This window comes from Amycolatopsis sp. NPDC089917, assembly GCF_040684635.1.
Taxonomy (GTDB): domain Bacteria; phylum Actinomycetota; class Actinomycetes; order Mycobacteriales; family Pseudonocardiaceae; genus Amycolatopsis.
Genome location: NZ_JBFBGL010000072.1, coordinates 1 through 23784 on the forward strand (window position 1 = coordinate 1; position 23784 = coordinate 23784).

24 protein-coding genes are annotated in these 23784 nt (G+C 70.1%); 10 read left to right on the forward strand and 14 right to left on the reverse strand.

Annotated features, from left to right (window positions below; translation table 11 throughout):
* Positions 1-180: 180 nt before the first annotated feature.
* From AB0N89_RS34825 to AB0N89_RS34835, 3 genes are all read right to left on the reverse strand, one after another.
* The gene (locus AB0N89_RS34825) at positions 181-597 is read right to left on the reverse strand and encodes a DUF3040 domain-containing protein (protein ID WP_364213861.1); all 417 of its coding nucleotides are present in this window, start codon (positions 595-597) and stop codon (positions 181-183) included.
* Positions 598-794: 197 nt separating this feature from the next.
* On the reverse strand, positions 795-2012 hold the full coding sequence (gene dinB / locus AB0N89_RS34830; protein ID WP_364213968.1) for a DNA polymerase IV: 1218 nt from the start codon (positions 2010-2012) through the stop codon (positions 795-797).
* Positions 2013-2170: 158 nt separating this feature from the next.
* The gene (locus AB0N89_RS34835) at positions 2171-2905 is read right to left on the reverse strand and encodes a methyltransferase domain-containing protein (RefSeq protein ID WP_364213864.1); all 735 of its coding nucleotides are present in this window, start codon (positions 2903-2905) and stop codon (positions 2171-2173) included.
* A gap of 109 nt (positions 2906-3014) precedes the next feature.
* Here AB0N89_RS34835 and AB0N89_RS34840 point away from each other — a divergent pair, with 109 nt between their 5' ends.
* From AB0N89_RS34840 to AB0N89_RS34860, 5 genes are all read left to right on the forward strand, one after another.
* On the forward strand, positions 3015-3890 hold the full coding sequence (locus tag AB0N89_RS34840) for a ParA family protein (protein ID WP_364213867.1): 876 nt from the start codon (positions 3015-3017) through the stop codon (positions 3888-3890).
* A gap of 6 nt (positions 3891-3896) precedes the next feature.
* Positions 3897-4700: a DNA-formamidopyrimidine glycosylase family protein gene (locus AB0N89_RS34845; RefSeq protein WP_364213870.1), complete on the forward strand. Its 804-nt coding sequence runs from the start codon at positions 3897-3899 to the stop codon at positions 4698-4700.
* A gap of 126 nt (positions 4701-4826) precedes the next feature.
* Complete coding sequence (gene add / locus AB0N89_RS34850; protein WP_364213873.1) at positions 4827-5876, forward strand: adenosine deaminase; 1050 nt, start codon at positions 4827-4829, stop codon at positions 5874-5876.
* Positions 5877-6269: 393 nt separating this feature from the next.
* On the forward strand, positions 6270-6830 hold the full coding sequence (locus tag AB0N89_RS34855; protein ID WP_364213876.1) for a GNAT family protein: 561 nt from the start codon (positions 6270-6272) through the stop codon (positions 6828-6830).
* Positions 6831-6853: 23 nt separating this feature from the next.
* On the forward strand, positions 6854-7903 hold the full coding sequence (locus AB0N89_RS34860) for a quinone-dependent dihydroorotate dehydrogenase (protein WP_364213879.1): 1050 nt from the start codon (positions 6854-6856) through the stop codon (positions 7901-7903).
* Here AB0N89_RS34860 and AB0N89_RS34865 read toward each other — a convergent pair.
* The 4 genes from AB0N89_RS34865 to AB0N89_RS34880 form a co-directional block, all read right to left on the reverse strand.
* Complete coding sequence (locus AB0N89_RS34865; RefSeq protein ID WP_364213882.1) at positions 7863-9497, reverse strand: amidase family protein; 1635 nt, start codon at positions 9495-9497, stop codon at positions 7863-7865. The genes AB0N89_RS34860 and AB0N89_RS34865 overlap by 41 nt on opposite strands.
* A 438-nt stretch (positions 9498-9935) precedes the next feature.
* Positions 9936-10931 (reverse strand): hypothetical protein, encoded by a 996-nt coding sequence (locus AB0N89_RS34870; RefSeq protein ID WP_364213885.1) that lies wholly within the window; start codon positions 10929-10931, stop codon positions 9936-9938.
* 71 nt (positions 10932-11002) lie between these two features.
* The gene (locus tag AB0N89_RS34875) at positions 11003-11845 is read right to left on the reverse strand and encodes a PspA/IM30 family protein (RefSeq protein WP_020637705.1); all 843 of its coding nucleotides are present in this window, start codon (positions 11843-11845) and stop codon (positions 11003-11005) included.
* A gap of 220 nt (positions 11846-12065) precedes the next feature.
* On the reverse strand, positions 12066-12947 hold the full coding sequence (locus AB0N89_RS34880; protein ID WP_364213888.1) for an RNA polymerase sigma-70 factor: 882 nt from the start codon (positions 12945-12947) through the stop codon (positions 12066-12068).
* Positions 12948-13118: 171 nt separating this feature from the next.
* Between AB0N89_RS34880 and AB0N89_RS34885 the strand changes: the two genes are divergently transcribed.
* Positions 13119-13604, forward strand: a complete 486-nt coding sequence (locus AB0N89_RS34885; protein ID WP_364213891.1) for a carboxymuconolactone decarboxylase family protein — start codon at positions 13119-13121, stop codon at positions 13602-13604.
* Positions 13605-13665: 61 nt separating this feature from the next.
* Here the strand turns inward: AB0N89_RS34885 and AB0N89_RS34890 are convergent, their stop codons facing one another.
* From AB0N89_RS34890 to rimO, 4 genes are all read right to left on the reverse strand, one after another.
* Positions 13666-14112 carry a helix-turn-helix transcriptional regulator gene (locus tag AB0N89_RS34890; protein ID WP_039917637.1) on the reverse strand — a complete coding sequence of 149 codons (447 nt, stop codon included), beginning with the start codon at positions 14110-14112 and terminating at the stop codon, positions 13666-13668.
* A 101-nt stretch (positions 14113-14213) separates the two neighbouring features.
* Entirely contained in the window at positions 14214-14675 is a 462-nt protein-coding gene (locus tag AB0N89_RS34895) for a nicotinamide-nucleotide amidohydrolase family protein (RefSeq protein ID WP_364213895.1), read from the reverse strand.
* Complete coding sequence (gene pgsA, locus AB0N89_RS34900) at positions 14672-15313, reverse strand: CDP-diacylglycerol--glycerol-3-phosphate 3-phosphatidyltransferase (protein WP_364213898.1); 642 nt, start codon at positions 15311-15313, stop codon at positions 14672-14674. The genes AB0N89_RS34895 and pgsA overlap by 4 nt, the downstream gene beginning before the upstream one ends.
* Complete coding sequence (gene rimO, locus AB0N89_RS34905) at positions 15310-16758, reverse strand: 30S ribosomal protein S12 methylthiotransferase RimO (RefSeq protein ID WP_364213900.1); 1449 nt, start codon at positions 16756-16758, stop codon at positions 15310-15312. Before rimO ends, pgsA begins: the two co-directional genes overlap by 4 nt.
* Positions 16759-16846: 88 nt before the next feature.
* On the opposite strand from rimO, the gene AB0N89_RS34910 reads away from it, so the two are divergent.
* Positions 16847-17374, forward strand: a complete 528-nt coding sequence (locus AB0N89_RS34910; RefSeq protein ID WP_364213903.1) for an amino-acid N-acetyltransferase — start codon at positions 16847-16849, stop codon at positions 17372-17374.
* On the opposite strand, the gene AB0N89_RS34915 is transcribed toward AB0N89_RS34910, so the two are convergent.
* Positions 17371-17904 (reverse strand): CGNR zinc finger domain-containing protein, encoded by a 534-nt coding sequence (locus AB0N89_RS34915; protein WP_364213906.1) that lies wholly within the window; start codon positions 17902-17904, stop codon positions 17371-17373. The genes AB0N89_RS34910 and AB0N89_RS34915 overlap by 4 nt on opposite strands.
* A gap of 59 nt (positions 17905-17963) precedes the next feature.
* On the opposite strand from AB0N89_RS34915, the gene AB0N89_RS34920 reads away from it, so the two are divergent.
* Entirely contained in the window at positions 17964-18833 is an 870-nt protein-coding gene (locus AB0N89_RS34920) for an alpha/beta hydrolase (protein ID WP_364213909.1), read from the forward strand.
* 111 nt (positions 18834-18944) lie between these two features.
* On the opposite strand, the gene AB0N89_RS34925 is transcribed toward AB0N89_RS34920, so the two are convergent.
* Together AB0N89_RS34925 and AB0N89_RS34930 are read right to left on the reverse strand one after the other, a co-directional pair.
* Positions 18945-19424: a hypothetical protein gene (locus AB0N89_RS34925; RefSeq protein WP_364213912.1), complete on the reverse strand. Its 480-nt coding sequence runs from the start codon at positions 19422-19424 to the stop codon at positions 18945-18947.
* Positions 19425-19663: 239 nt separating this feature from the next.
* Positions 19664-22162 carry a DNA translocase FtsK 4TM domain-containing protein gene (locus tag AB0N89_RS34930; RefSeq protein ID WP_364213915.1) on the reverse strand — a complete coding sequence of 833 codons (2499 nt, stop codon included), beginning with the start codon at positions 22160-22162 and terminating at the stop codon, positions 19664-19666.
* 127 nt (positions 22163-22289) lie between these two features.
* Between AB0N89_RS34930 and AB0N89_RS34935 the strand changes: the two genes are divergently transcribed.
* A complete protein-coding gene (locus tag AB0N89_RS34935; protein ID WP_364213918.1) occupies positions 22290-23099 on the forward strand; it encodes a lysophospholipid acyltransferase family protein in 810 nt (269 codons plus the stop codon).
* 48 nt (positions 23100-23147) lie between these two features.
* Positions 23148-23762: an NAD(P)H:quinone oxidoreductase gene (gene wrbA / locus AB0N89_RS34940; protein WP_364213921.1), complete on the forward strand. Its 615-nt coding sequence runs from the start codon at positions 23148-23150 to the stop codon at positions 23760-23762.
* The last annotated feature ends 22 nt before the right edge of the window (positions 23763-23784 follow it).

Sequence of the window (23784 nt, forward strand, 5' to 3'; positions counted from 1 at the left end):
CCAGGAACTCCGGGGGACTCCCGTATGTCCGTGAAGGCCTCCTTGAGGGACTCTGGGTCCCTCAAGGAGGCCTTCACGGACTTGAGCGGGGTGGCGCAAGCAGCCGGCCGCTTGCGCGTCAGGACAACGCGAACATGCCGACGGGGCGCGGCCCCGTCGGCATGTTCGCGTGTGTGAGAGCTATTGCTCCTCGAAGCGCTGGCGGAAGCGCTCTTCCATGCGCTGGGTGAACGAGCTCCGGCGCGGGGACGACTTACCGCCGCCACCTCCGCCGGCCCCCGGGCCACCGCTCTCCTTACCGCCCTCCGCTTCGGCTCCGTGCCGAATCGATGTGACGGCCATCATGACTCCGAAGAACATCACGAGGAACCCGAGCACGCTGATCACTGGGATCTCGGCCACCCGGATGTTGACCACCACGCCGAGCACCAGAAGTGCGACGCCCACTACGAACAGGGCGATGCCCTGCAAACGCCGTCGGCGGGCGGGGCGGCGCAACCGGGTGCCTCGCACCGTGGATGCGAACTTGGGGTCCTCGGCATAGAGCTCGCGCTCGATCTGATCGAGCAGCCGCTGCTCATGCTCGGAGAGTGGCATCTTTCCTCCTCCGGCACAGCTGTCGCGGGCGCCGGGCCGCGCAACGTCATGGACCCAACAGACAACCCCAGGCGGGGTGTCTCTGTCCAGGATACGAGCCCCGCGCTCGTCCGACTACCCGATCCCGTATCCGGAAGGGATCGAATTGGCCGAAACCACCCGACTCGGCTCTCTCGAAGACGGCCGACCAGGCATTGTCACTGGTCACGGGGTGTCAGCAGTGACGCGGGCCGCACGGCGGCCGCGCCGAACTTCGACCTCGCGACGTCGGCCGCCACTTCCGCATCCCGCCAACGGGGTTCCGACGACGCGAAAAGCAGCTGCTCTCCATCACTCTCCGTGTCCAATCCTTCGACTCTTACGCCGATCAGGCGGACTGCGCCCGTCGGCGCGTGCTCGGCGAGGAGATCGACGGCGGTGCGGTGGATGTCGCGGGCCACGTCCACCGGGACGGCGGTTGTCCTGGCGCGGGTGATGGTCTTGAAATCCGCGAACCGGACCTTGATCGACACGGTCCGGCCGCGCAGCCCCCGGCGGCGCAGGGTCGCGGCGACGCGCTCCGACAGCCGGAGCAGTTCCAGCCCGAGCGCCGCGCGGTCGTGGAGGTCGACGTCGAAGGTCACTTCGGCGCCGATCGACTTGTCCGGCGTCTCCGGGACCACCTCGCGGTCGTCGTGCCCGTTCGCGAGCGCCCACAGGTGCTCCCCCAGCGCCCGGCCCAGCGAACGCCGCAGCCGGACCAGTGGCGCGGTGGCGACGTCGGCGATGGTGTCGAGGCCCTGCTGCCGCAGATGCTCCTCGGTGCGCTTGCCGACGCCCCACAGCGCCGACACCGGCAGCGGATGCAGGAACGCGAGCGTCTCGGCCGCCGGGACGACGACCATGCCGTCCGGTTTCGCCATCCCGGACGCCAGCTTGGCGACGAACTTGACCTTCGCGACGCCGACCGAGCAGCTGATCCCGAAGTCGGCGGCCACCCGCTCGCGGATCCGGGCCCCGAGGCGCGCGGGCGAGGAATCCAGCCGCTTGAGCGCCCCGCTGACGTCCAGGAAGGCCTCGTCCAGGCTCAGCGGCTCCACGAGCGGTGTCAGCTCCCGGAAGATCCCCATGACGCCTTGGGACACCTCGCCGTAGAGACCGGGTGTCGGGGTGATGCAGATCAGCTGCGGGCAGAGCCGTTTGGCGGTCGAGAACGGCATGGCCGACCGGACGCCGAACTCACGCGCCGCGTAGCTCGCCGCCGCCACGACCGACCTCGGGCCGCCGCCCGACACGACCACCGGCTTGCCTACCAGCTCCGGGCGCGTGCGCAGTTCACAGGACACGAAGAAGGCGTCCATGTCGACGTGCAGCAGGCCGCAGCCGGTGTCGTCCGGCCAGGTGGTGGCCCCGGTGGTCACCCGGTAGCGGGCCATCCCGCCGGGCAGTTCAGCGTTTCTCCCCACGGGTGGACGCTAGCCGGGACCACCGACAATTCCCGCCGCGCCTGACCCCGAAGTGTCATGAAAGGGTCGTTCAGGACACTTTTCGTCCTGAACGACCCTTTCATGACATCCGGAGAAGCTCGCGAGGGTCAGGCCGGGCGCCGGGCCAGGACGTGCAGCCGGCTGGAGATGTCCCGCAGCGGTGGGACGGACGCGGCCGCGAGCTCGAACTCCGCCAGGTCCTCTTCCCGCACCCCGCCGGGCACGAAGTCCGCCACGACGCCGTCACCCTGCAGCGAGGTCACGTCGAGCCCCACGGCGATCAGCTGCGCGCGGAGCGCTTCGGCGTCGAAGCGCCGCAACACGGTCTCCCGGCCGCCGCCCAGCACGCCGCTCTCGGCCGCGAGCAGTTCCCGCGCCTCACCGAGCCGTCCGGCCAGCGCGCGCTGCAGGATCGCCGCGTGGCGGTTCGCCACCAGCACCGAGACCGCGCCGCCGGGTTTGACCGCGGCGGCCAGCGCGGCGAGCACCAGCGCCGGGTCGTCGACGACTTCGAGCAGGCCGTGCGCGAGGACGAGGTCGGCCGATCCGGCCGCGACGTGGGCACCGAGCGCGTCGGAGTCGTCGGCGATCACCGTGATGCTGCCGGAGACGCCCTCTTCCTCGGCCCGGCGGCGCAGGGTGGCCAGGGCGTTGGGGTTGGGTTCGACCACGGTCACCAGGCAGCCCGCCGAGGCCAGCGGCACCGCCCAGCCGCCGCTGCCCCCGCCGACGTCGACGACGTGCGGCTGCTGTCCACCTCGCGCTCGTACGGCCCGGAGTTCTGCTTCGAGAACCCGGCGAACCGCCCCCGATCCCCGCGTGGCCACGGTGTCCGTCTTCATGAACGCACAGCGTAATGCCCGCCTTCCGGGCACCGTCGGGTGTAGTCCGATGCGGTGTTCGACACCTTGCCAAGGAGCCGCCCCGCCGACTGCCCGTAGGCTGTATCGAGTGCACACGGTCGCTGTTCTCAGCCTGAAGGGTGGCGTCGGTAAAACGACGGTAGCCCTCGGTGTCGCGTCCGCCGCGCTGCGTAGGGGCGCCCGGACTCTCGTGGCCGACCTCGACCCGCAAGGCAACGCCACGACCTCGCTGGACCCGCCTTTCACCGATCGCACGCTGGCCGACGTCCTGGAGACGCCGGTGCGCTCGGTGCTCGAACGCGCGATCGCGCCCAGCGTGTGGAGCGACCAGATCGACGTCCTCGTCGGCGCCGAAGAGCTCGAGATGCTCAACGAGCCCGACGCCGACAGCCGCCGCCTGGAAAACCTTTCCCGGGCACTCGACGAACTGCACACGAACCCGCTGCGCGAGGAACCCTACGAACTGGTGATCCTCGACTGCCCTCCGTCGCTCGGCAGGCTGACCCGCTCGGCGCTGGTGGCCGCGGACAGCGCCCTGATCGTCACCGAGCCGACGATGTACGCCGTCTCCGGCGCCCGCCGCGCGCTCGACGCGATCGAGAAGATCCGCGAGGAGCAGAACCCGGGCCTGCGGCCGATCGGCGTCGTGGTCAACAAGCTCCGCGTGCGCTCCTACGAGCACCAGTTCCGTGTCGCGGAGCTGCGGGAGAACTTCGGCCCGCTGGTGATGCCGACGGCCATCCCGGACCGGCTCGCGGTGCAGCAGGCGCAGGGCGCGTGCAGCCCGATCCACGAGTGGCACTCCCCCGGCGCGCAGGAGATCGCGCTCACCTTCAACATGGTGCTGGCGAAGGTCCTCCGCTCCAGCCGGGCCGGACGGCATCGCGTCCGCGGCGAGGAAGAGCCCGAGACCACCGAAGAGGCCACGGAGTCCGCCAAGCTGAGCGACACCGGCACGGGGTAGGCGCCGATGCCCGAAGGCGACACGGTCTTCCTCGCCGGCAAGGTCCTCGACAAGGCGTTGGCCGGGAAGACCCTGCTGCGAGGCGAGTTCAGGGTCCCGCAGCTGGCCACGACGGATCTCGCCGGACGCGACGTGCTCGGCGTCGGCACCGTCGGCAAGCATCTGCTGACGCGGTTCTCCGGCGATCTCACGCTGCACAGCCACCTGCGCATGGACGGCAAATGGGACGTCTACCGGACAGGCGCGCGCTGGCGCAATCCGGCGCATCAGGCGCGGGTCATCCTCGCCACCGAGGACCTCCAGGCGATCGGGTTCCGCGTGCACGACCTCGAACTCGTGCCCACGAACGAAGAAGACCGTCTGGTCGGGCATCTCGGGCCGGATCTGCTCGATCCACAGTGGACGGACGAACTCGCGGAGCGGGCGGCGGCCGCGCTGGCCGCGGATCCGGATCGCGAACTGGGCGACGCCCTGCTGGACCAGCGGATCATGGCGGGGATCGGGAACATGTACAAGGTCGAGATGTGTTTCCTGCTCGGTGTCACGCCGTGGACGCCGGTGTCCGAAGTGGACACGGCGAAAGCGGTCGCGCTCGGGCGCAAACTGCTGAAGACCAACGCGTGGCGCACCTCGCAGACCACCACCGGCGATCTGCGGCGCGGCCGCGAGCACTGGGTCTACGAACGGACCAAACAAGGCTGCTTCCGTTGCGGCGGACGGCTCAAGGTCGCGTCCCAGGGACCGGGACACCAGGCGAGGCCGACCTGGTTCTGCCCGAAATGCCAGTCCGGGCCCGCTCCCGGCGGCTAAGCTGGACTCGTGACGCTGTTCAAGCTCCCGCTCTACGGGGCCGACACCGAACGCGGCGACCTCGCTCCCTGAGCCGTCCGCTCTCCCGCACGTCACCCTTCCTTCCTTTCCCCAGGGAGCTTTGTCATGCCCGGAATCCTCACGGGCGAGGCGCTGCGCGCGTTCGTGCACGCCCTGCCCAAGGTCGAACTCCACGTCCACCTCGTCGGTTCGGCGAGCCTGCCCACGGTGCTGGAACTGGCCCGCCGCCGCCCGTCCGCCGGGGTGCCGACCGAGGCGGGCGACCTCGCCGAGTTCTTCACCTTCCGCGATTTCCCGCATTTCCTCCGCACCTACCTGGCGGTGACGTCGCTAGTGCGCGACGCCCGCGACGTCCACACCCTCGTCACCGGGCTGGCGGCCGATCTGGCCACGCAGAACGCCCGCTACGCCGAAGTGACCGTGACGCCGTACAACCACCTCCTCGACGGCATGCCTGCGGACGATCTGCTCACCGGTCTCGCGACGGGCCGGGCGGCGGCGAGGGCGGACCACGGGGTGGAACTGGCCTGGTGCTTCGACATTCCCGGCGAGAAGGGCGTTGTCGCCGGACGCGAGACGGTCGTGTTCGCGCTCCGCGAACGCCCCGAGGGACTGGTGTCCTTCGGGCTCGGCGGCCCCGAGATCGGCGTCGGCCGCGCGCAATTCGCCCCGTTCTTCACCACCGCCAGGGAGGCGGGGCTGCACAGCGTCCCGCACGCGGGCGAGACCACCGGACCGGCCACCGTCTGGTCGGCGGTGCACGATCTCGGCGCGGAGCGGATCGGGCACGGCGTCGGCGCGCACACCGATCCGGCCCTGCTGGAACACCTTGCCACGCAACGGATCCCACTGGAGGTCTGCCCGACGTCGAACGTCCGGACCGGACAGGTCCCGTCGATCGCGGCGCATCCCGTGCGGCGTCTGCTCGACCACGGCGTGGTGGTCACGCTCAACACCGACGACCCGCCGATGTTCGGCGCCACCCTCGACGGCGAGTACGTGGCGGTCGCCGAAACCCTGGGCCTGACGGCGGACGAAATCGCCCGGTTGGCGAAGAACGCCGTGGAAGCGTCCTTTCAGCCCTCGGCGGACAAAACCGTCCTGCTGACCGAGATCGAGAAAATCTTGTTGCAGGACCTCGAACCCCTCGCATAGCGTGGCGGTACACGAGAGAGGAGGTGGTCCAAAGTTGTATTCCAACAGGACTCGTGAGGTGACTGTCCGCTAGCGGACCGCACGCGTAGGACTTTTGAGCAGCGATACAACGCAAGTTGGAGCCACCTTCGGCTCGTCGTCTCTGCTTCGCGTGGTGCCTGATAGCGAATACCAGGCAGTCACCGGGCCCCCGAGATTCCCGAGCACCGGTCCGGCTCGGGCCCGGTCGCCGATTCCGGCGTCCGGGAGCCACCTCGGGGGTACCCTTATTTCCGGCCCCGTTCCCGGGCGGTTGCCCCTTCCGCGAGGCCGGACGGGACCATCCACCGCCCCGGAGAACCGTCCGCCGCCGTTCCCACCACGGGAACCCCGCAGACTGGATAGCCTGACGCCATGTTGAGGCCCGACTTCCCGATCACCACCCAGCGCCTGACCCTCCGCGCCTTCACGTCGGCGGATCTCGACGAACTGAACTCCTTCCAGTCCCGCGCCGACGTCGCCCGCTACCTCTACTGGGGTCCGCGCAGCCGGGCCGAATCCGCCGCCGCGCTCGCCAAACGGGTGCACAGCAGCAGCCTGTCGAAGGAAGGCCAGTTCCTCGCGGTGGCTGTGGAGCTGACCGGGACCGGGCAGCTGATCGGCGACCTGAACCTCGAATACCTCAGCAGCGAGCACCGCCAGGGCGAGATCGGTTTCGTCTTCCACCCCGACCACCACGGGAAGGGCCTCGCCGCGGAAGCCGCCACCGAACTGCTGCGGCTCGGCTTCGAAGAGCTGGGGCTGCACCGGATCATCGGCCGCTGTGACGGACGCAACACCGCGTCGGCCACGCTGATGGAACGCCTCGGCATGAAGAAGGAAGCGCATCTGCGGCAGAACGAGATCGTGAAGGGCGAGTGGTGTGACGAACTCGTCTTCGCGATGCTCGAAGACGAGTGGAAGGCGAGCCGCTAGAGCTCACCAGGCATGATGGGGCCGTGCTCTTCGACAAGATCGTCCGCCCCGCTCTCTACCGGGTCTCCGGCAGCGACCCCGAGACCGTGCACGAACGCACCATCGGCACGCTCGCGAGGCTGAGCCGGGTCTCCCCCGCGCTCGGCGCGCTCGGCCGGCTCTACCGGACGGACGATCCGGTCACCTTCCTCGGGCTCCGCTTCCCGAACCGGGTCGGCCTCGCCGCCGGGATGGACAAGAACGGCCGCGCGCTGCACGCGTGGCCCGCGCTCGGCTTCGGTTTCGTCGAGGTCGGCACGGTCACCCGGCATCCGCAGCCGGGCAACGACAAACCGCGGCTGTTCACCCTCGCCGAGACCGACGCGGTGATCAACCGGATGGGTTTCAACAACGAAGGCGCGGAGGCGCTCGCGGCCCGCCTCGCCGCCGGTGGGAAGCCGCCGGTGCCGCTCGGGGTCAGCATCGGCAAGTCGAAGGTGACCCCGCTCGACGAGGCCGTCGAGGACTACCGGTTCTCACTGCGGGCGCTGTACCCGTACGCCGACTACTTCGCGATCAACGTCAGTTCGCCGAACACGCCGGGGCTGCGGGCGTTGCAGGACAAGTCCGCGCTGGCGGAACTGCTCGGGGAACTCCGGAAGACGTCAGCCGGACTCGCGGGTGACGCGAAACCGACTCCGGTGCTGGTGAAGGTCGCGCCCGACCTCACCGACGAGGCGCTCGCGGAACTGCTGGAGGTCTGCCTCGACCACGGTGTCGCCGGGCTGATCGCGACCAACACGACGTTGTCCCGCGAAGGGATCGCGCCGCCCGAGGCCGTTGTCGGCGAGCAGGCGGGCGGGCTTTCCGGCCGCCCGCTCACCGCGCGCTCCGTCGAAGTGGTGCGGTTCGTGCACGACGAGACCGACGGCACGCTGCCGATCATCGGCGTCGGCGGGATCTTCGACGCCGGCGCCGCCGCACGGATGCTCGACGCCGGCGCCGGTCTCGTCCAGCTCTACACCGGTTTCGCCCTGCACGGTCCCGGTCTGGTCAAGCGGGTCGCCCGAGGTCTCGCGGCCCGGCCGTACTGACGAACCGCAGATACGCCCGCCAGCACTGGTACCGCGTCAGCTCCGGAGCCGTCGCCGTGGCGGTCTGGTCACCGAGGACCGCCAGCGGGGTGTCCCCGTTCTCCAGGCGGATCCGGCCAAGGACGAACGGGGCGGACAGGGTGGCCGCGAACGCCCCGAGCGCGGCCGGCGAGAGCCGCCAGCGTTCACCCGAAAGCATCGTCCGCTCGCCCGTGGCGCTCGCCGGCACCACGCCCGGCTGAGGTGGATCGGTGGGCAGCAACAGCATCCGATAGCCCTCGCCGGTCTGGACCAGCCCGGTGAACCGCGCCCCCGCGGCGACCAGGCGCGCGTTCAGCGGCTGCCCGCGCAGATGCGCGCCGAACACCACGAGATCCGCGCCCGGTGCGGGGTAAGGGAAGTCGGCCTGTTCGTCGGTGAGCACGGCGGCGAGGTCGATGGCGACCTGGTCGTCGAACGGCCGCACCACCACCGACACCCCGTACGGTCCGAGATCCGACGGCGACGACGGCACCGTGACGGCGGCGAGGTCGAGCAGGTTGACGAACGCCGTGAACCGCTCCAGCCGTTTCGCGACACCGTCCGGATCGGACAGCGCCTCGGAGACCTCGGGATGGTCCGCGACGGTCGGGAGGACCAGGGCGTCGTACTCGGACAGCATCCGGAGCGCGAGCATCCCCGCCTCGGCGACGCGCTGCCTGTCGGCGGTGAAGCCGTCGTCGTGGATCAGCTCGCCCACCGACAGCAGTGCCGAGACCTCCACCGTCTCGACGAGCGCCCCGGACGCCCGCAGCGCGGAAACCGCGCCGAGGAAAGCGGACCGGGACTGGAGCGACAGCCCGGTGAGCGTTCCGGAACCCGGGATCGCCACCTTCGGCCGATCCCCGGCCGACAGCCGGACGTCCGGTGGCCAGTCGCGCGCGAGCGGGTCGGCCTCGTCGGGACCGGTCATCAAGCCCAATGCGCACTGGCCCAGCGTGAGACTGCGCGCGAACACGGCGACTCCGCCGCACGGCGCGACACCGGTCTTGGGCACGAGACCCAGCGTCGGTTTCAGTCCGACGATTCCGTTGAGCGACGCGGGCACCCGGCCCGCGCCCGCCGTGTCCGTGCCGACGGCCAGATCGACGAGGCCGAGCGCGACGGCGACGGCCGCGCCGCTGCTCGCGCTTCCGGAAACGCGGGCGGTGTTCAGGGCGGCGCTCACGATGCCGTACGGGCTGTGGGTGTGCTCGAGATCGGCGCCCAAGCGGTCGCAGTTGGTCTTGCCGACCACCACCGCCCCGGCCTCGATCAGCCGCGACACGGAAGTGGCGGTGGTGCGGCAGGCTTCGTCGTCCGCCCCCGGAAGACCGGCGACGTCGATGACGTCGGCGACCGCCACCAGGGTTCCGGCGAGCGGCAGGTCCGCGCCCGCGCGCACCCGCTCGTCGACCGCCTTCGCTTCCACGAGGGCGTCTTCCACGGGACGGAGGGTGATCCAGACGTCGGGGCGGTCGACCTCGGAGATCCGGTCGTAGGCGGCGATGGCACGTTGGTAGGAGCTGGGAGGCGGTGCGGGGGTCGGCTCTGGTTCCGGGGGAAGCGTCGTCACTGGGCGTCCTTTCCTCGGTGGGGACGAGAAAGACCACTGCGCGAGATCCACTGTGTCCGGTCCACCACCCTGGGACGCCCGCTCACGCGGGCTGGGTTCAGGCCCGAGCTGGGAGGAGCACTGCGTGCATGAGAGAAACGTTAGGCATCGCGGGTCGCCGTAACCAGCGGTTTCGGGTTACGCGAGCGTTTCGGTACCGCACAGTGAGCGAGTCGTTACGCAATGGAGTATTAGCGACGACGAATGAGACGATGGTCCAGGAAAGCGCCTGCTCAGCCCGCGTGATCCCAGGCCGGACTCGTGTGCTTGAAGGCGGAACTCACGTGATTGTAGAGCGATCTCGCGTGATCAGACGGACATGACTGAGATCCGCCTTCAAGCACGCGTGTTCGCCGTCTGATCACGCGTGTCATCCGTCTGATCACGCGAGTGACGGGTTCAGGACAGTTCGCGCAGGGCCATCGCGAGTCCGGCGAGCTTGTCGGTCGCGTCGGAGAGCGACTCCTTGGACGACGTCATGCCGTCCGAGCTCGCGGCGACGGTGTGCCCGGCGGCCGCGACGAGACCGCCGTAGCCGTCGAGGCCGTCTTCGAGCTGCTCGCGCAGTTGCTTGATGGCGGCGTCGAGGGCGCCGCGTTCCCGTTCGGGCGCGGCGTCGCGGCCGCGTTCGATGGCCTGGATCCGGCCCGCCAGCCCGCGCAGGGCCTGTGCGGCCTCGGCGGCGGTGGTCCGGGCGTCCGCGACGGCGATCTCCGAAACCGGCATGGTGCCGAGCGACGTCGGCTGCGAAAGCTGGCGAAGCAGCTCCGCCAGCGAGGCCTCGCTCTCGACGAGACGCTCCATCGGCTCCCGCGCGACGGACCGCGCCGGGGGAAGCGGCGGCGGGGCGGCGGGCGCGGCGGGCAGCACGGTGCGCTTGAGCGTCCGCAGCCGCAGTCCGGACTTGACCCCGAAGGTGCCGAAGACGACGGCGAACGCGCCGCCCGCGATGGCTTGGGGGACTTCGACCTCGCCCGCCTTCAGCAGGCCGGCGCCCGCGACGAACGCGTACAGTCCACAAAGGATGGTGAGGAGGATCCAGAAGGTCAGCGCACGGGACGTGCGGCGCTTCTGTCTCTCCAGTTTGGCGGCGGGCTCGTTCCAGCGGGCCCATTTGGCCTTCGCCTCGGCGACCACCGGGATCTGCCCAGAAGCCATCGAAGACAGCTGCTGCGAGATCTTCGGCATGGGCGGCATCTGAGGCATCTGCGGACGCGGCCGCTGCGGCTGCGCGGGCCGGGACTGGGCCGGCCGCGGGGAAGCACCCTCCTCGGAGGGCGGGATGTAGCGCTGCAGCTTCTCCTGCGCGCGCTGGGCGTAGTCAGGCAGCTTCTCGATGTGCTTCTCAAGCTTGGCGGTGAACTCCCCGAAGTCCCTGCGCCTGCCCCGACCCATTGCCCTCTCCCCTGTCTTCACGGAGACCGGTCCCGCACCCGCGTGGGTGCGGGACCGGCTCCAGTTGATTGTCAGGCGGGGTTCTTGCCCTGTTCGGCCTGAACCCGTGCCTGGATCTCACGCTGGATGTCCGCACCGCTCGACGCCTTCGGCGCGGCGGCGGTCTTGCCGTCGGTCACCTGCGCGACGGAGTCGCCCTTCATGGACGCGCGGATCTGCTCCAGCCGCGAGTGTCCCGCGAGCTGCGTCGTGGAGGCCTGGACCTCCATCATCCGGCCCTGGACGGAGTTCTGTGCGAGTTCGGCCGAGCCGAGCGCCGTGGTGTAGCGCTTCTCGATCTTGTCGCGAACGTCTTCCAGCGACGGGGTGTTGCCCGGCGCGGCCAGCTGGCTCATCTGGTTCAGCGAAGCGGAGACCTGCTCCTGCATCTTCGCCTGCTCCAGCTGCGAGAGCAGCTTGGTGCGCTCGGCCAGCTTCTGCTGCAGCATGGTCGCGTTGCGCTCGACGGCCTTCTTCGCCTGCTCCGCAGCCTGAAGCGACTGGTCGTGCAGGGTCTTCAGATCCTCGATGCTCTGCTCGGCGGTGACGAGCTGCGCGGCGAAGCTCTCCGCCGCGTTCTCGAACTCGGTCGCCTTCTGCTCGTCACCCTTGGCACGCGCCTCGTCGGCGAGCACCAGCGCCTGGCGGGTCGAAGCCTGGAGCTTCTCCACGTCGCCGAGCTGGCGGTTCAGCTTCATCTCCAGCTGACGCTGGTTACCGATCACCGAGGCGGCCTGCTGGGTCAGCGCCTGGTGGTTGCGCTGCGCCTCCTCGATGGCCTGCTGGATCTGTACCTTCGGGTCGGCGTGCTCGTCGATCTTCGACGAGAACGCCGCCATCATGTACTTCCAGAACTTCACGAACGGGTTGGCCATCTCCTCCGCCTGCCTTCTCGCATCCCACGGGCTGTTACCTCGAGGTGGGGCGTCCCCTCTGTGATGTTGCAACGTCCCGACCCCGGCGTTGAGTTCCATCGTGTCAGGTCGGCGTCCCGCGTTCCAGGCGACCCCGACGGAATTCAGGGATACCCCTGACTGTGATGTCCACGACCTTTCGGGTTCACCGGCCGGTGACCGTGGGTGAAGACCGCCGGAGTCAGCGGCGCAGCGCGGTCTCCTCTTCCAGGCGTGACAACTTCTCGGGGTTGCGCACGGCGTAGAGACCGGTGATAAGGCCGTCCTCCACCCGCAGCGCGACGACGGTGTCGACCTCGCCGCCGAACCGGAGGATCAGCGCCGGATACCCGTTGACCTGCGCCTCCATCATCGACGCCGCCTCGTCCCGCGCCGGACGGCTCGCGGCCAGCAGCGGCGCGACCCGCGCGGCCCCGACCACGGGTTCCAGCACGGCCTGCACCACTCCGCCGCCGTCGCCGAGGAAGACGACGTCGGGTGAGAGGACGTCGAGCAGGCCTTGCAGGTCACCCGTCCGGACCGCCCGGTGGAAGGCGTCGAGCACGTCCCGGGTCTCGCCCGGGGACGCGCCGCCCCGCGGCCGCCGCGCGGCGACGTGCGCCCGGGCCCGGTGGGCGATCTGGTGGACCGCGGCCGGGGTCTTGCCGACGGCTTCGGCGATCTCGCCGTAGGCCACGTCGAACACCTCGCGCAGCACGAACACCGCGCGTTCGGTCGGGGTGAGGGTCTCCAGCACCAGCAGCATCGCCATCGAGACGCTGTCGGCCAGCTCGACGTCGTCGGCCACGTCGGGCGTGGTCAGCAGCGGTTCCGGCAGCCAAGGGCCGACGTAGGACTCCTTGCGGCGGCCGAGTGCGCGCAGCCTGCCGAGCGCCTGGCGGGTCGTGACGCGGACCAGGTACGCCCGCGGGTTCTCCACGGTGCCGAGGTCGACGCCCGACCAGCGCAGCCAGGTCTCCTGGAGGACGTCCTCCGCGTCGGCGGCCGAGCCGAGCATCTCGTAGGCGACGGTGAAGAGCAGGTTGCGATGGGCGAGGAACGCCTCCGTGGCGGGATCGGACATGGACGGCTCCTCTTTCCGTGGGCGGTGTCCCTCACCAGACGCCGGACCTCGCCGGTTTCTGACACGTCCGGGACGTGGCGCACGTCACGTCTTCGTGTTGTCAGCGTGGCCCGGTCACCGGCATCTGGTGGTCGTTCGCTTCAGCAGACGATCACGAATGAGGGCGAGATCATGGATTCCCGTTTCGATCTGAACGGCACCGGGCTCGGCGCCAAGCTCGGCAAACGCTTCGCGAATGTCAGTGTCGGCATCAAGGGTTCGACGCTGCCGAAGGTCACCCAGGAGCTGGTGTCGCTGCGGGCCAGCCAGCTCAACGGCTGCGGCTACTGCGTGGACGCGCACGCCAAGGACCTGGCGGCCGCCGGCGAACCCGCGGTCCGGGTCAACCTGGTCGCCGCCTGGCGCGAGTCCACCGTGTTCACCGGGGCCGAGCGGGCCGCGCTGGCCTTCGCGGAGGAAGGCACCCGCCTCGCCGACGCGCACCAGGGCGTCTCGGACGAGACCTGGACGCTGGTGCGCGAGCACTACGACGACGATGAGGTCGCCGCGCTGGTCTACCTGGTCGCGATGATCAACGCCGCCAACCGGCTGCTCGTGATCACGCACACCAAGGGCGGCTCCTACCAGGCGGGCACGTTCGACGGCGCCGCGAGCTGACCAGGGCGGACGAGAGAGGCCCCAGGCGAAATCGCCTGGGGCCTTTCCCTCTCGGAACTTGCTAGGCGGCGACCATCTTCGGTGCGGAGATCGTCGTCCGCAGGGCGGGACTCATCCGCGGCGGCGGCGAGATCCGCAGGTCGGCCAGGTCGTTGCCGATCAGCTCGGACACCAGGTGACCGCCTTCGAGGCCCGCTTCGGCGCTTTCCCGCTCCGGAGCGCGCCGCTTGCCCGCTTCGACCTTCTCGTCCACCGGGGCGACCTCGACGTTGTCCATCGCCGAGACGTCCGCCGCGACCTTGTGCAGGAGTTCGCCCAGCGGAAGGTCCAGGGCCTCGCAAATGGACGCCAGCAGCTCGCTGGACGCCTCCTTCTGCCCGCGCTCGACCTCGGAGAGGTAACCGAGGCTCACCCTGGCGGCGCGGGAGATGTCCCGCAGCGTTCGACGCTGGTTCGTGCGGGCGTGTCGGAGCCGGTCGCCGATCGCCTCGCGCAACAGCACGGTCATCACGCGCCTCCCTTCCAGGACTGACTACCCCCTACGTTACCCAGAGCGGTGCCCCGGGCGCAGGTGTTGACACGGCAATACGCCAAGGGCGAACGCGGCGATCATGCGAGATGTTCCCCCAGCAGGGCGAACGCTCCGGAGACCGCACCGGCCCTGACCGACGCCCGATCGCCGCTCAAGTCCAGCGTACGGACGGTGAGCACGTCCGGCCCGGCGAGCCCGACGTGGACGACGCCGGGTGCGACACCGTCCTGTCCGGACGGGCCCGCGACGCCGGTCAGGCCGAGGCCCCAGGTGGCGCCGCACCGGTCCCGCGCGCCGGCGGCCAACTGCGCCGCGACCTCGGGATGGACGGCGCCGTGCGCGGCGAGGAGGTCCTCGTCGACCCCGGCGAGCGACGCCTTGAGGTCGGTCGCGTAGACGATCAGCCCGCCCCGGACGACGGCACTCGAACCGGAGACCTCGGTCAGCGTCGCGCAGACCAGCCCGGCGGTCAGCGACTCGGCCGTCGCCACCGTCTCCCCGCGCTCGATCAGGTGAGTGATCAAGATCTCAGGTTTCATGCGCCCGCGGCACGCCGTCCGGCCGAGCGCAGCCGGACCGCGCGGACGACGTAGTCGAGCCCGGTCACGACGGTCAGCACGAGCGCGAGCCCCATGAGCACCCACCGCACGGGCTCGGCGGACGCGGGCAGGGGCAGCAGGTACGCGGTGATGGCCGCGATCTGCGCGAGCGTCTTGGCCTTGCCGCCCCGGCTGGCCGGGATGACGCCGTGCCGGATCACCCAGAACCGCAGCAGCGTCACGCCGATCTCGCGGATCGCGATGACGATGGTGACCCACCAGCCCAGTTCGCCGAGCACGCTCAGCCCGATCAGCGCGGCGCCGATCAGCGCCTTGTCCGCGATCGGGTCGGCGATCTTGCCGAAGTCGGTGATCAGCCCGTACTTGCGCGCGACCCAGCCGTCGATCTGGTCGGTGAACGACGCGATCGCGAACAGCGCGGTGGCGATCGCCCGCCAGAAGGTGTCCGCCCCGTCGCCGGTGAACAGCGCGATCACGAACAGCGGCACCAGCACCAGCCGCGACATCGTGAGCAGGTTCGCCAGGTTCAGGGTCGGGACCGGGGTGGCCTCGGGTACCCGGGCGTGCTCGCCGCCCGTCCCCTCACCGGCCCCGGCGTCGCTCGGGGCGGCATTCACCGGTCGGCCTCGGGCGGCGCGGGCCGCACGATCAGGTCGACACCCTCGGAGTCGACGACCTCGCAGCGCACGAAGTCCCCCACCGCCAGCTGGGGCAGGTCGTCCGTCTCGATCAGGACGCATTCGCCGTCGACCTCGGGGGCCTGGTGCGCGGCGCGGCCGATCGGGTCCTCGCCGTCCTCGGCCTGCTCGATCAGGACGTCGACGAAATCGCCGATGCGCTCCTCGGCCCGCTGCGACGTCAGCTCCTCGACCAGCGCCGAGATCCGCGCGACCCGCTCGGCCACCACGGACTCGTCGAGTTTGCCGTCGAAAGTCTCGGCCTCGGTGCCGTCCTCGTCCGAGTAGCCGAAGACGCCCACCGCGTCCAGGCGGGCGCCGTTCAGGAAGCGCTCCAGCTCGGCGACGTCCTCGTCGGTCTCGCCGGGGAATCCGACGATGACGTTGGTGCGGATGCCGGCGTTCGGCGAGAACTCGCGGATCTGGTCGCACAACGCGAGGAAGGAGTCCGTGGAGCCGAAGCGGCGCATGCGGCGCAGCACGGTCTCGCTGGAGTGCTGGAAGGACAGGTCGAAGTAGTCGGCGACGCCCGGCGTGGTCGCGATGGCCTTGACCAGGCCGGGGCGCGTCTCGGCGGGCTGCAGGTAGGAGACGCGGACGCGTTCGATGCCGGGCACCTCGGCCAGCCGCGGGACCAGCAGTTCGAGCGCGCGGGCGCCGTCACGGCCGAAGTCCTTGCCGTAGGAGGTGGAGTTCTCCGAGACGAGGAAGACCTCCTTGACCCCGTTCTCCGCGAGCCACATGGCCTCGGCGACGATCTCGTCCGGCTGCCGCGACACGAAGGAGCCGCGGAACGACGGGATCGCGCAGAACGAGCAGCGGCGGTCGCAGCCGGAGGCGATCTTCAGCGCGGCCACCGGGGAGGTGTCGAGCCGGGTCCGCAGCACGCGCGGGCCCCAGCCGTGCTGCGCGTGCCCCGGCACCTCGACCGACTCGGCGGCGGTCGGGCGCTGGACCGGGCTGATCGGCAGCAGCTTGCGGCGGTCGGACGGCGTGTGGGACTCGACCTTGCGGCCCGCGACGACGTCGTCGAGGCGCTCGGCGAGGTCGGCGTAGTGGTCGAACCCCAGGACCGCGTCGGCCTCGGGCAGGCTCTCGGCCAGCTCGTTGCCGTAGCGCTCGGCCATGCAGCCGACGGCGACGACCTTCTTGCCGGTGTCGGACGCCGCGAGCAGGGTGTCGACCGAATCCTTCTTGGCGGACTCGACGAAGCCGCAGGTGTTGACGACCACGACGTCGGAGTCCTCGGGCTCGGCGGCGAGCTCCCAGCCGCCCGCGGCCAGCCGTCCGGCGAGTTCCTCGGAATCGACCTCGTTGCGGGCGCAACCGAGGGTCAGCAAGGACACGCGGCGGGTGGCGACAGGATCAGTGGTGGGAGAAGGCACGTGCCTTAGGGTAGCTGGCCTGTTCGCGGGGTCGCCGATCGCTCGCTCGGGCGAGCCCTCGACCGGGCCGGGCCGCGGGGATGGCTTAATGGTGGGCGTGCCGTCAGACCCTCTCCTCCACCGCCGCCCCACCGTCCGCCGGGCCCGGATCGCGGACGTCCGCAAGATCAAGGTGCTGGTCGACTCCGACGCGGGGACCGTGCTGCTGGAGAAGGACCTCGTCACCCTCTACGAGAGCGTCCAGGAGTTCTGGGTGGTCGAGGACGGTGACGACGTGCTCGGCTGCGGCGCGCTCCACGTGCTGTGGGAGGACATCGCCGAGCTGCGCACGATCGCGGTCGACAAGGACTCGCGGGGCCGGGGCATCGGGCACGCGCTGGTCGCCCAGCTGATCGGCCTCGCCCGCGAGATCGGCCTGAAACGGCTGTTCGTGCTGACCTTCGAGACCCACTTCTTCGCCGGGCACGGGTTCGTCGAGATCGACGGGACGCCGGTGACCCAGGAGGTCTACGAGGAGATGCGGCGCTCGGCCGACCCGGGCGTCGCGGAGTTCCTCGACCTGCCGTACGTGAAGCCGAACACCCTGGGCAACAGCCGGATGCTGCTGGAGCTTTAGGGCTTCTTGGCGTGGCGGGCGACCCGGACGCGGTTGCCGCACAGCGACGGCGTGCACCAGACCCGCCTCCGGTTGGCCGCCACGAACAGCATCGAGCAGTCGTGCGCCCCGCATCGCCGCAGCTGGCCGGCCCGCGGTCCGGCCACCAGGTCGATCGCCGCGACCGCGACGGCGGCGAGGGCGATCTCGCCGCCGTCCTCGCCGTGCCAGGACGTCTCGGCACCTTCGGCCGTCAGCCGCGGGCTGGTGGGAACGGCGGCCGCGGCCGCGTTGACCCGCTCGACCGCCCACTTCTCGGGCTGCCGCGCGGCCACGGCGGCCTCCAGCACCTCGCGCACCGCCGACCGCAGCCGCCGCGTCCGCTCCGCCGACGGAGGCCGGGCGCCTTCGGGCAGCAACGGCTCCTGCGTCGCCCAGAACTTGGCGTGCCCGTCGTCCAGCAGGTCGATCGACGGCGAGACGGCCAGCAGGACGGTGTCGGCGAGGTTCACCGCGAGATCGTCACCGGGGAGCGAGTCGAGATCGAGCATGCCTTGACACTATCAGGTACTAATGGTTCAAGATAGTTCTAACCATTAGGGAGAGGTCCGTGGCGACCATCAGGCACCGTTCCGTCAAGCTCGGCGACGTCGAGGTCTTCTATCGCGAGGCCGGCGATCCCGACGCACCCGTTCTGCTCCTGCTGCACGGCTTCCCGACGTCGTCGCACCAGTTCGTGCGGCTGATGCGCCGCCTCGCCGGCCGGTGGCGGCTCGTCGCGCCGGACCTGCCCGGCTTCGGGCAGACCGTCACCCCCGAGGGGTTCACGTTCACCTTCGACCGGCTCGCGGAGGTGGTCGGCGAGTTCGTGGACGCGCTGGAACTGCGCCGGTACGCGCTCTACGTCTTCGACTTCGGCGCCCCGACGGGCCTGCGGCTGGCCGTCTCGCGGCCGCACCAGATCGCGGCGCTGATCACGCAGAACGGCAACGCCTACGTCGAGGGGCTCGGACCGGCGATGCCGGACTTCCCTTCCCTGACGGACGAAACCGAGGCGCGGCGCGGGTTCGAGGCGATCCTCGAACCGGAACAGATCCGGTATCAGTACACCGGCGCCCGCGATCCGGAGACGATCGATCCCTCGAACTACCTGCTGGACCAGTATTTCCTCGAACGCCCCGGCCGTGCGGAGGCGATGCTCGACCTGTTCTGGGACTACCGGAACAACCCGCCCGCGTACCCGGCGTTCCAGGCGTGGCTGCGGGAAGCGCAGCCGCCCGTGCTCGCCGTCTGGGGCCGCAACGACCCGTTCTTCGTCCCGGCGGGAGCCGAGGCGTTCCGGAATGATGTTCCCTCGGCGGAGGTTCACTTCTTCGACACCGGGCATTTCGCGCTGGAAGAGGACCTCGAACCGATCAGCGAGCTGATCGACCGCTTCCTGGCGGCGCACCTCGTGACGATGCAGGAATCTGGACACTGAACGTCCCAATTCCTCCATCGTCGAAGCTCCATCAGAACGCTACTTGCCACTCCCGACCATGCGAGGGAACTCGCCCTTCGCACGCCGGTGAAGTCCCGCCCCTAAAGATCGTCAAGCCTTGGACACCCGCAGGGTGACCTGGTCGCCCCCCGAACTCACGGCGACCAGGTCCACCCGGCAGGCGGCGAACTCGACGGACTGCCTGCCGCTCCTGCCGGTGGAAGCGACTTCCGCCGTCGTCCGCTCTCCGCGTCCCGGTTCGGCCAAGGTCAGCTCGACCACGGCCTCCCCTTCCCAGACGCAGACCATTCCCTCGGCGCAACGGGAATCGGACACCAGGCGAGCGAAGCGGATGCTGACGTCCTTCGACGCGACCTCGGTCGTGTCACCGGCCTTGAGGACGACGGTCTCCCCCAGCTCGACGGTGCCCTGGGGCTTCTGTTGCGGGTTTTGGACCGGCTGCTGCGCCGGCGCGGGCTGCGTCAGTGCGGGCAGGGTCGCCGTGGGTTGTTCGCGGGCGGCGGAGCTGCCGGCTCCGCAGGCGAAGCCGACCAGGGCGCAGAGGACGACGAGCAGCTTCTTGGGGTCCACGGAGTCTGGACGTACCGGAGGCTCCGGTCCGTTGCATCGGGTTTCCAAAACCTCGTGAGTGGCGTCCGGTGGCAGATGACGTCCCCAGCAGGGCCGGCGAGTCGTCCCTCCGGACACGCGTGTCGTCCATCCCGTCACGCGAGTCGTCCCGCCAATCACACGACACCGCCACTCACGCCCCTGGACCCCACGCGATACCGGCGCTTCATGTACTTGGACAGGGCTGCCCAGGGCCGGGCTCAGTCGTCGGAGACGTCGCCGCCGTTCGCGTCCCCGCCGCCGCGGATCATGAACAGCACCGACTCCAGTTCCTCCGGTTTGATCAGCACGTCCCGCGCTTTCGAACCCTCGGACGGGCCGACGACGCCGCGGCTCTCCAGCAGGTCCATCAGACGTCCGGCCTTGGCGAAGCCGACCCGCAGCTTCCGCTGCAGCATCGAGGTCGAACCGAACTGCGAGCTGACGATCAGCTCGGCGGCCTGCAGCAGCACGTCGAGGTCGTCGCCGATGTCGGAGTCGATCTCCTTCTTCTCGCCCGCCTTCGCCGCGGTGACACCGTCCTGATAGTCCGGCTGCGCCTGTTCCTTGGCGAAGTTCACCACCGCGGCGATCTCTTCGTCGCCGACGAAGGCACCCTGGATACGGACCGGTTTCCCGGCGCCCATCGGCAGGTACAGGGCGTCACCCATACCGATGAGCTTCTCCGCGCCGGGCTGGTCGAGGATGACCCTCGAGTCGGTGAGCGACGACGTCGCGAACGCCAGCCGCGACGGCACGTTGGTCTTGATCAGGCCGGTCACGACGTCGACCGACGGGCGCTGCGTCGCCAGGACCAGGTGGATACCGGCGGCACGCGCCTTCTGGGTGATCCGGACGATCGCGTCCTCGACGTCGCGCGGGGCGGTCATCATCAGGTCGGCGAGCTCGTCGACGATCGCCATGATGTACGGGTACGGCGCGTACACGCGCTCGCTGCCGGGCGGCGCGGTGATCTCGCCCGAGCGCACCTTCTTGTTGTAGTCGTCGATGTGCCGGACCTTGTTGACCTGCATGTCCTGATACCGCTGCTCCATCTCCTCCACCAGCCAGGCCAGCGCGGCGGCGGCCTTCTTCGGCTGGGTGATGATGGGCGTGATCAGGTGCGGGATGCCCTCGTACGGCGTCAGCTCGACCATCTTCGGGTCGATCAGGATCATCCGGCACTCGTCCGGCGTCGCCCGCGCGAGCAGTGACACCAGCATCGAGTTCACGAAGCTCGACTTACCGGAACCGGTGGACCCCGCCACCAGCAGGTGCGGCATCTTCGTCAGGTTCGCGGTGACGAAATGGCCTTCGATGTCCTTGCCGAGCCCGATGACCATCGGGTGGTTGTCCTTGACCGTCGACGGCGCGCGCAGCACGTCGCCGAGGCGCACCATCTCGCGGTCGGAGTTCGGCACCTCGATGCCGACCGCGGATTTACCGGGGATCGGCGCCAGCAGCCGGACGTTGTCGGTCGCCACCGCGTAGGCGATGTTCTTGGTCAGCGCGGTGATCTTCTCGACCTTCACGCCGGGGCCGAGTTCGACCTCGTACCGCGTGACCGTCGGGCCCCGGGTGAAGCCGGTGACCTGCGCGTCGACGTTGAACTGCTCCAGCACGCCGGTGATCGCCTCGATCATGGCGTCGTTGGCCTTGCTGCGGGACTTCGGCGCGTCGCCGAGCTTCAGCAGATCCGGCGGCGGCAGCTTGTAGTCGCCCTCGACGGTCCGGGTGACCGCCAGCGGCGCCTCGGCCTTCTTCGGCTTCTTCTCTTCGACAGGCTTGGGGGCGGGCTTCGGCGCGCGCAGTGGCGTCGGCGCTTCGGCCAGCGCGGCCTCGATGTCGAGTTGCTCGCCTTCCTGGTCACCCGAGGCCTGGCGGCGGCGCGACGGCTTCCGCAGGCGGACCGACTTCGGGTCGGCTTCGGTGACGGCGTTGCGTTCCTCGTGGATGGCCTGGCGCTCGGCCTCGGCCTCTTCGATCTCCTCGGGGTCGAGACCCCAGTTCCGCAGCCGGTGCGGGATCTCCCGGACCGGGGTGCCGGTGAACACGAGCGTGCCGAAGAGCAGCGCCAGCACCAGCAGCGGAATGGCGACCCACGTCGTGACGCCCATGGTCAGCAGGCCACCGGAGAACGCGCCGATCACCCCGCCGGCGTACATCCGGCCGTCGTTGGTCTCGGGCAGCGCGGTGAAGATGTGCAGCAGGCCGAGCACGGCCAGGACGACCAGGATGGTGCCTATGACCATCCGGGGCCGGGCCTCCGGCACCGGTTCCGAACGCATCAGAGCGACGGCGACGACGGTGAGCACCAGCGGCAGCGTCACCGCTCCGGCCCCCAGCAGCGAACGGGCGCCGACCTCGACCCAGCCGCCGATCGGGCCCGCGGCCCGCCACCAGACGCCGAACGCGATCACCAGCGCCAGCGCGATCAGGCCGAGCGCGAGACCGTCGCGGCGGTGTTCGGGTTCGAGCTCGCGCCCGCGTCCGACCGTCCGCGCCAGGGTGCCGAGGCCCTTCGCGAGCAGATTCCAGGTGCCGCGCACGCCCTTGGCGAACGTGCCGGACGACTTCTTCCGGGGCGCCGGACGCCGTGGAGCGGGCTTCCTCGCAGCCGTTGACCTGGGCTTCGCCGGGGTACGCGGCTTTCGCGCCGGCCCCTTGCTGCCGCCGCTCCGCGCCGTACTCCGTTTCCTGGTCGTCGACCCGCTAGCCATGTCTCCACGGTAACCGTCCCGGCCCTCCAGCCCCGGCTGCCACTCGGAGCACATCCGGAACATTCGTCTCAGGTCACAGCTTGAGCGGCCATCCGGGTGAAAAGGGGCTCATGACATGCTCTGCCCCATGTTCGCGCTGCATCAGGATGAGAATTCGGCTCGCCGCGCCCCGGCCATCTGGCGCACGATGCTGAACATCGACCGGGGGCTGGTCAACTTCGTCGGCAAACTCACCGTGACCGGCGGTGTTTCGGCGGAACTGCGCCGGAAGCCCCTGCTCATGACGGCCAATCACATCGGCGTGTTCGACGCCTTCGTGCTGATGGCCGCCTGCAAGAGGATCGGCATCAACCCGCGGTTCATGCTGGCGGGCGGGATCCTCGACGCGCCGGTCATCGGCCCCGCGCTGCGGGTCAGCGGTCACCTGCGGGTCGACCGCAAGGAGGCGTCGACGGCCATCGGCCAGTTCGCCGAAGCCGCCGAGGCGCTGCGGACCACCCGCGACCCGCTGATCGTGTACCCCGAGGGCCGGATCAGCCACGACCCCGGGCTCTGGCCGGAGCGGGGCAAGACCGGCGCCGCGCGGCTCGCGCTGGCGGCGGGCGTCCCGGTGATCCCGATCAGCCAGTGGGGCGCGCACGAAGCCGTCTACTGGGGGACGGAGACCGTCAACGGGCCCGCCGACCTGGTGCCGCTCGCCAAGTCCGGGCTGAGCGCGCCCGTGCGACGCCCCCGGTTCAAGGTGCACTTCGGCGACCCGGTGGACCTTTCGGACGTCGAGCCGGAGCGCCCGGGCGCCGGGGTCCGCGCGCACGCCAAGATCATGCAGGCGATCACCGACGGGATGGTCCCGCTGCGCCGCGGCGAGCTCGACAAGCCGCGGTTCCACGACCCGACGCGGCCGACGGACACGGTCAGCCCCTGGAAGAGGCACTGAGTTCCGGATCATGGGACGGGTGCTCACGCTCGCCTAAGGTCGGCGGACGTGAGCACCCGCATCCTCGTCGTCTACTACAGCGCGACAGGCAACACCGAGAAACTGGCGTCGGCGCTGGCCGACGGCGCTCGTGAGGCCGAAGCCGACGTCCGCGTCCGCACGGTCCCCGAAACCGCCCCGCCCGGTGCGGTGGCGAGCAATCCGCGCTGGCAGGCGTGGGTCGACGCGGGGCCGCACCACGAGCTCGCGACGCTGGAAGACCTGGAGTGGGCGGACGGTTTCGCGGCCGGGAGCCCGACCCGTTTCGGCGGCGCCGCCGCCCAGCTGAAGTCCTTTTTGGACAGCACCGGTGGCCTTTGGGCCAAGGGGAAACTGGTGAACAAGGTCGCGACGTCGTTCACCACCGCGTCCACCGCGCACGGCGGGCTCGAAGCGACGGTGCTGGCGACCAACAACATCTTCTACCACTGGGGCGCCATCGTCCTGCCGCTCGGTTACACCGATCCGCGGCTGCTCGAGTCGGGCAATCCGTACGGCGGTTCGTTCGTCTCGCGCAGATCCGCGGAACCCGACGACCTCGCCCTGGACGCCCTCCGTCTGCAGGGCCGGCGGCTCGCCACCGTCTCGCGCTACGTCGCCGACGGTCTTTTCAAGGACGGGTGACGGGAACCGCGCGTCCGTCTCC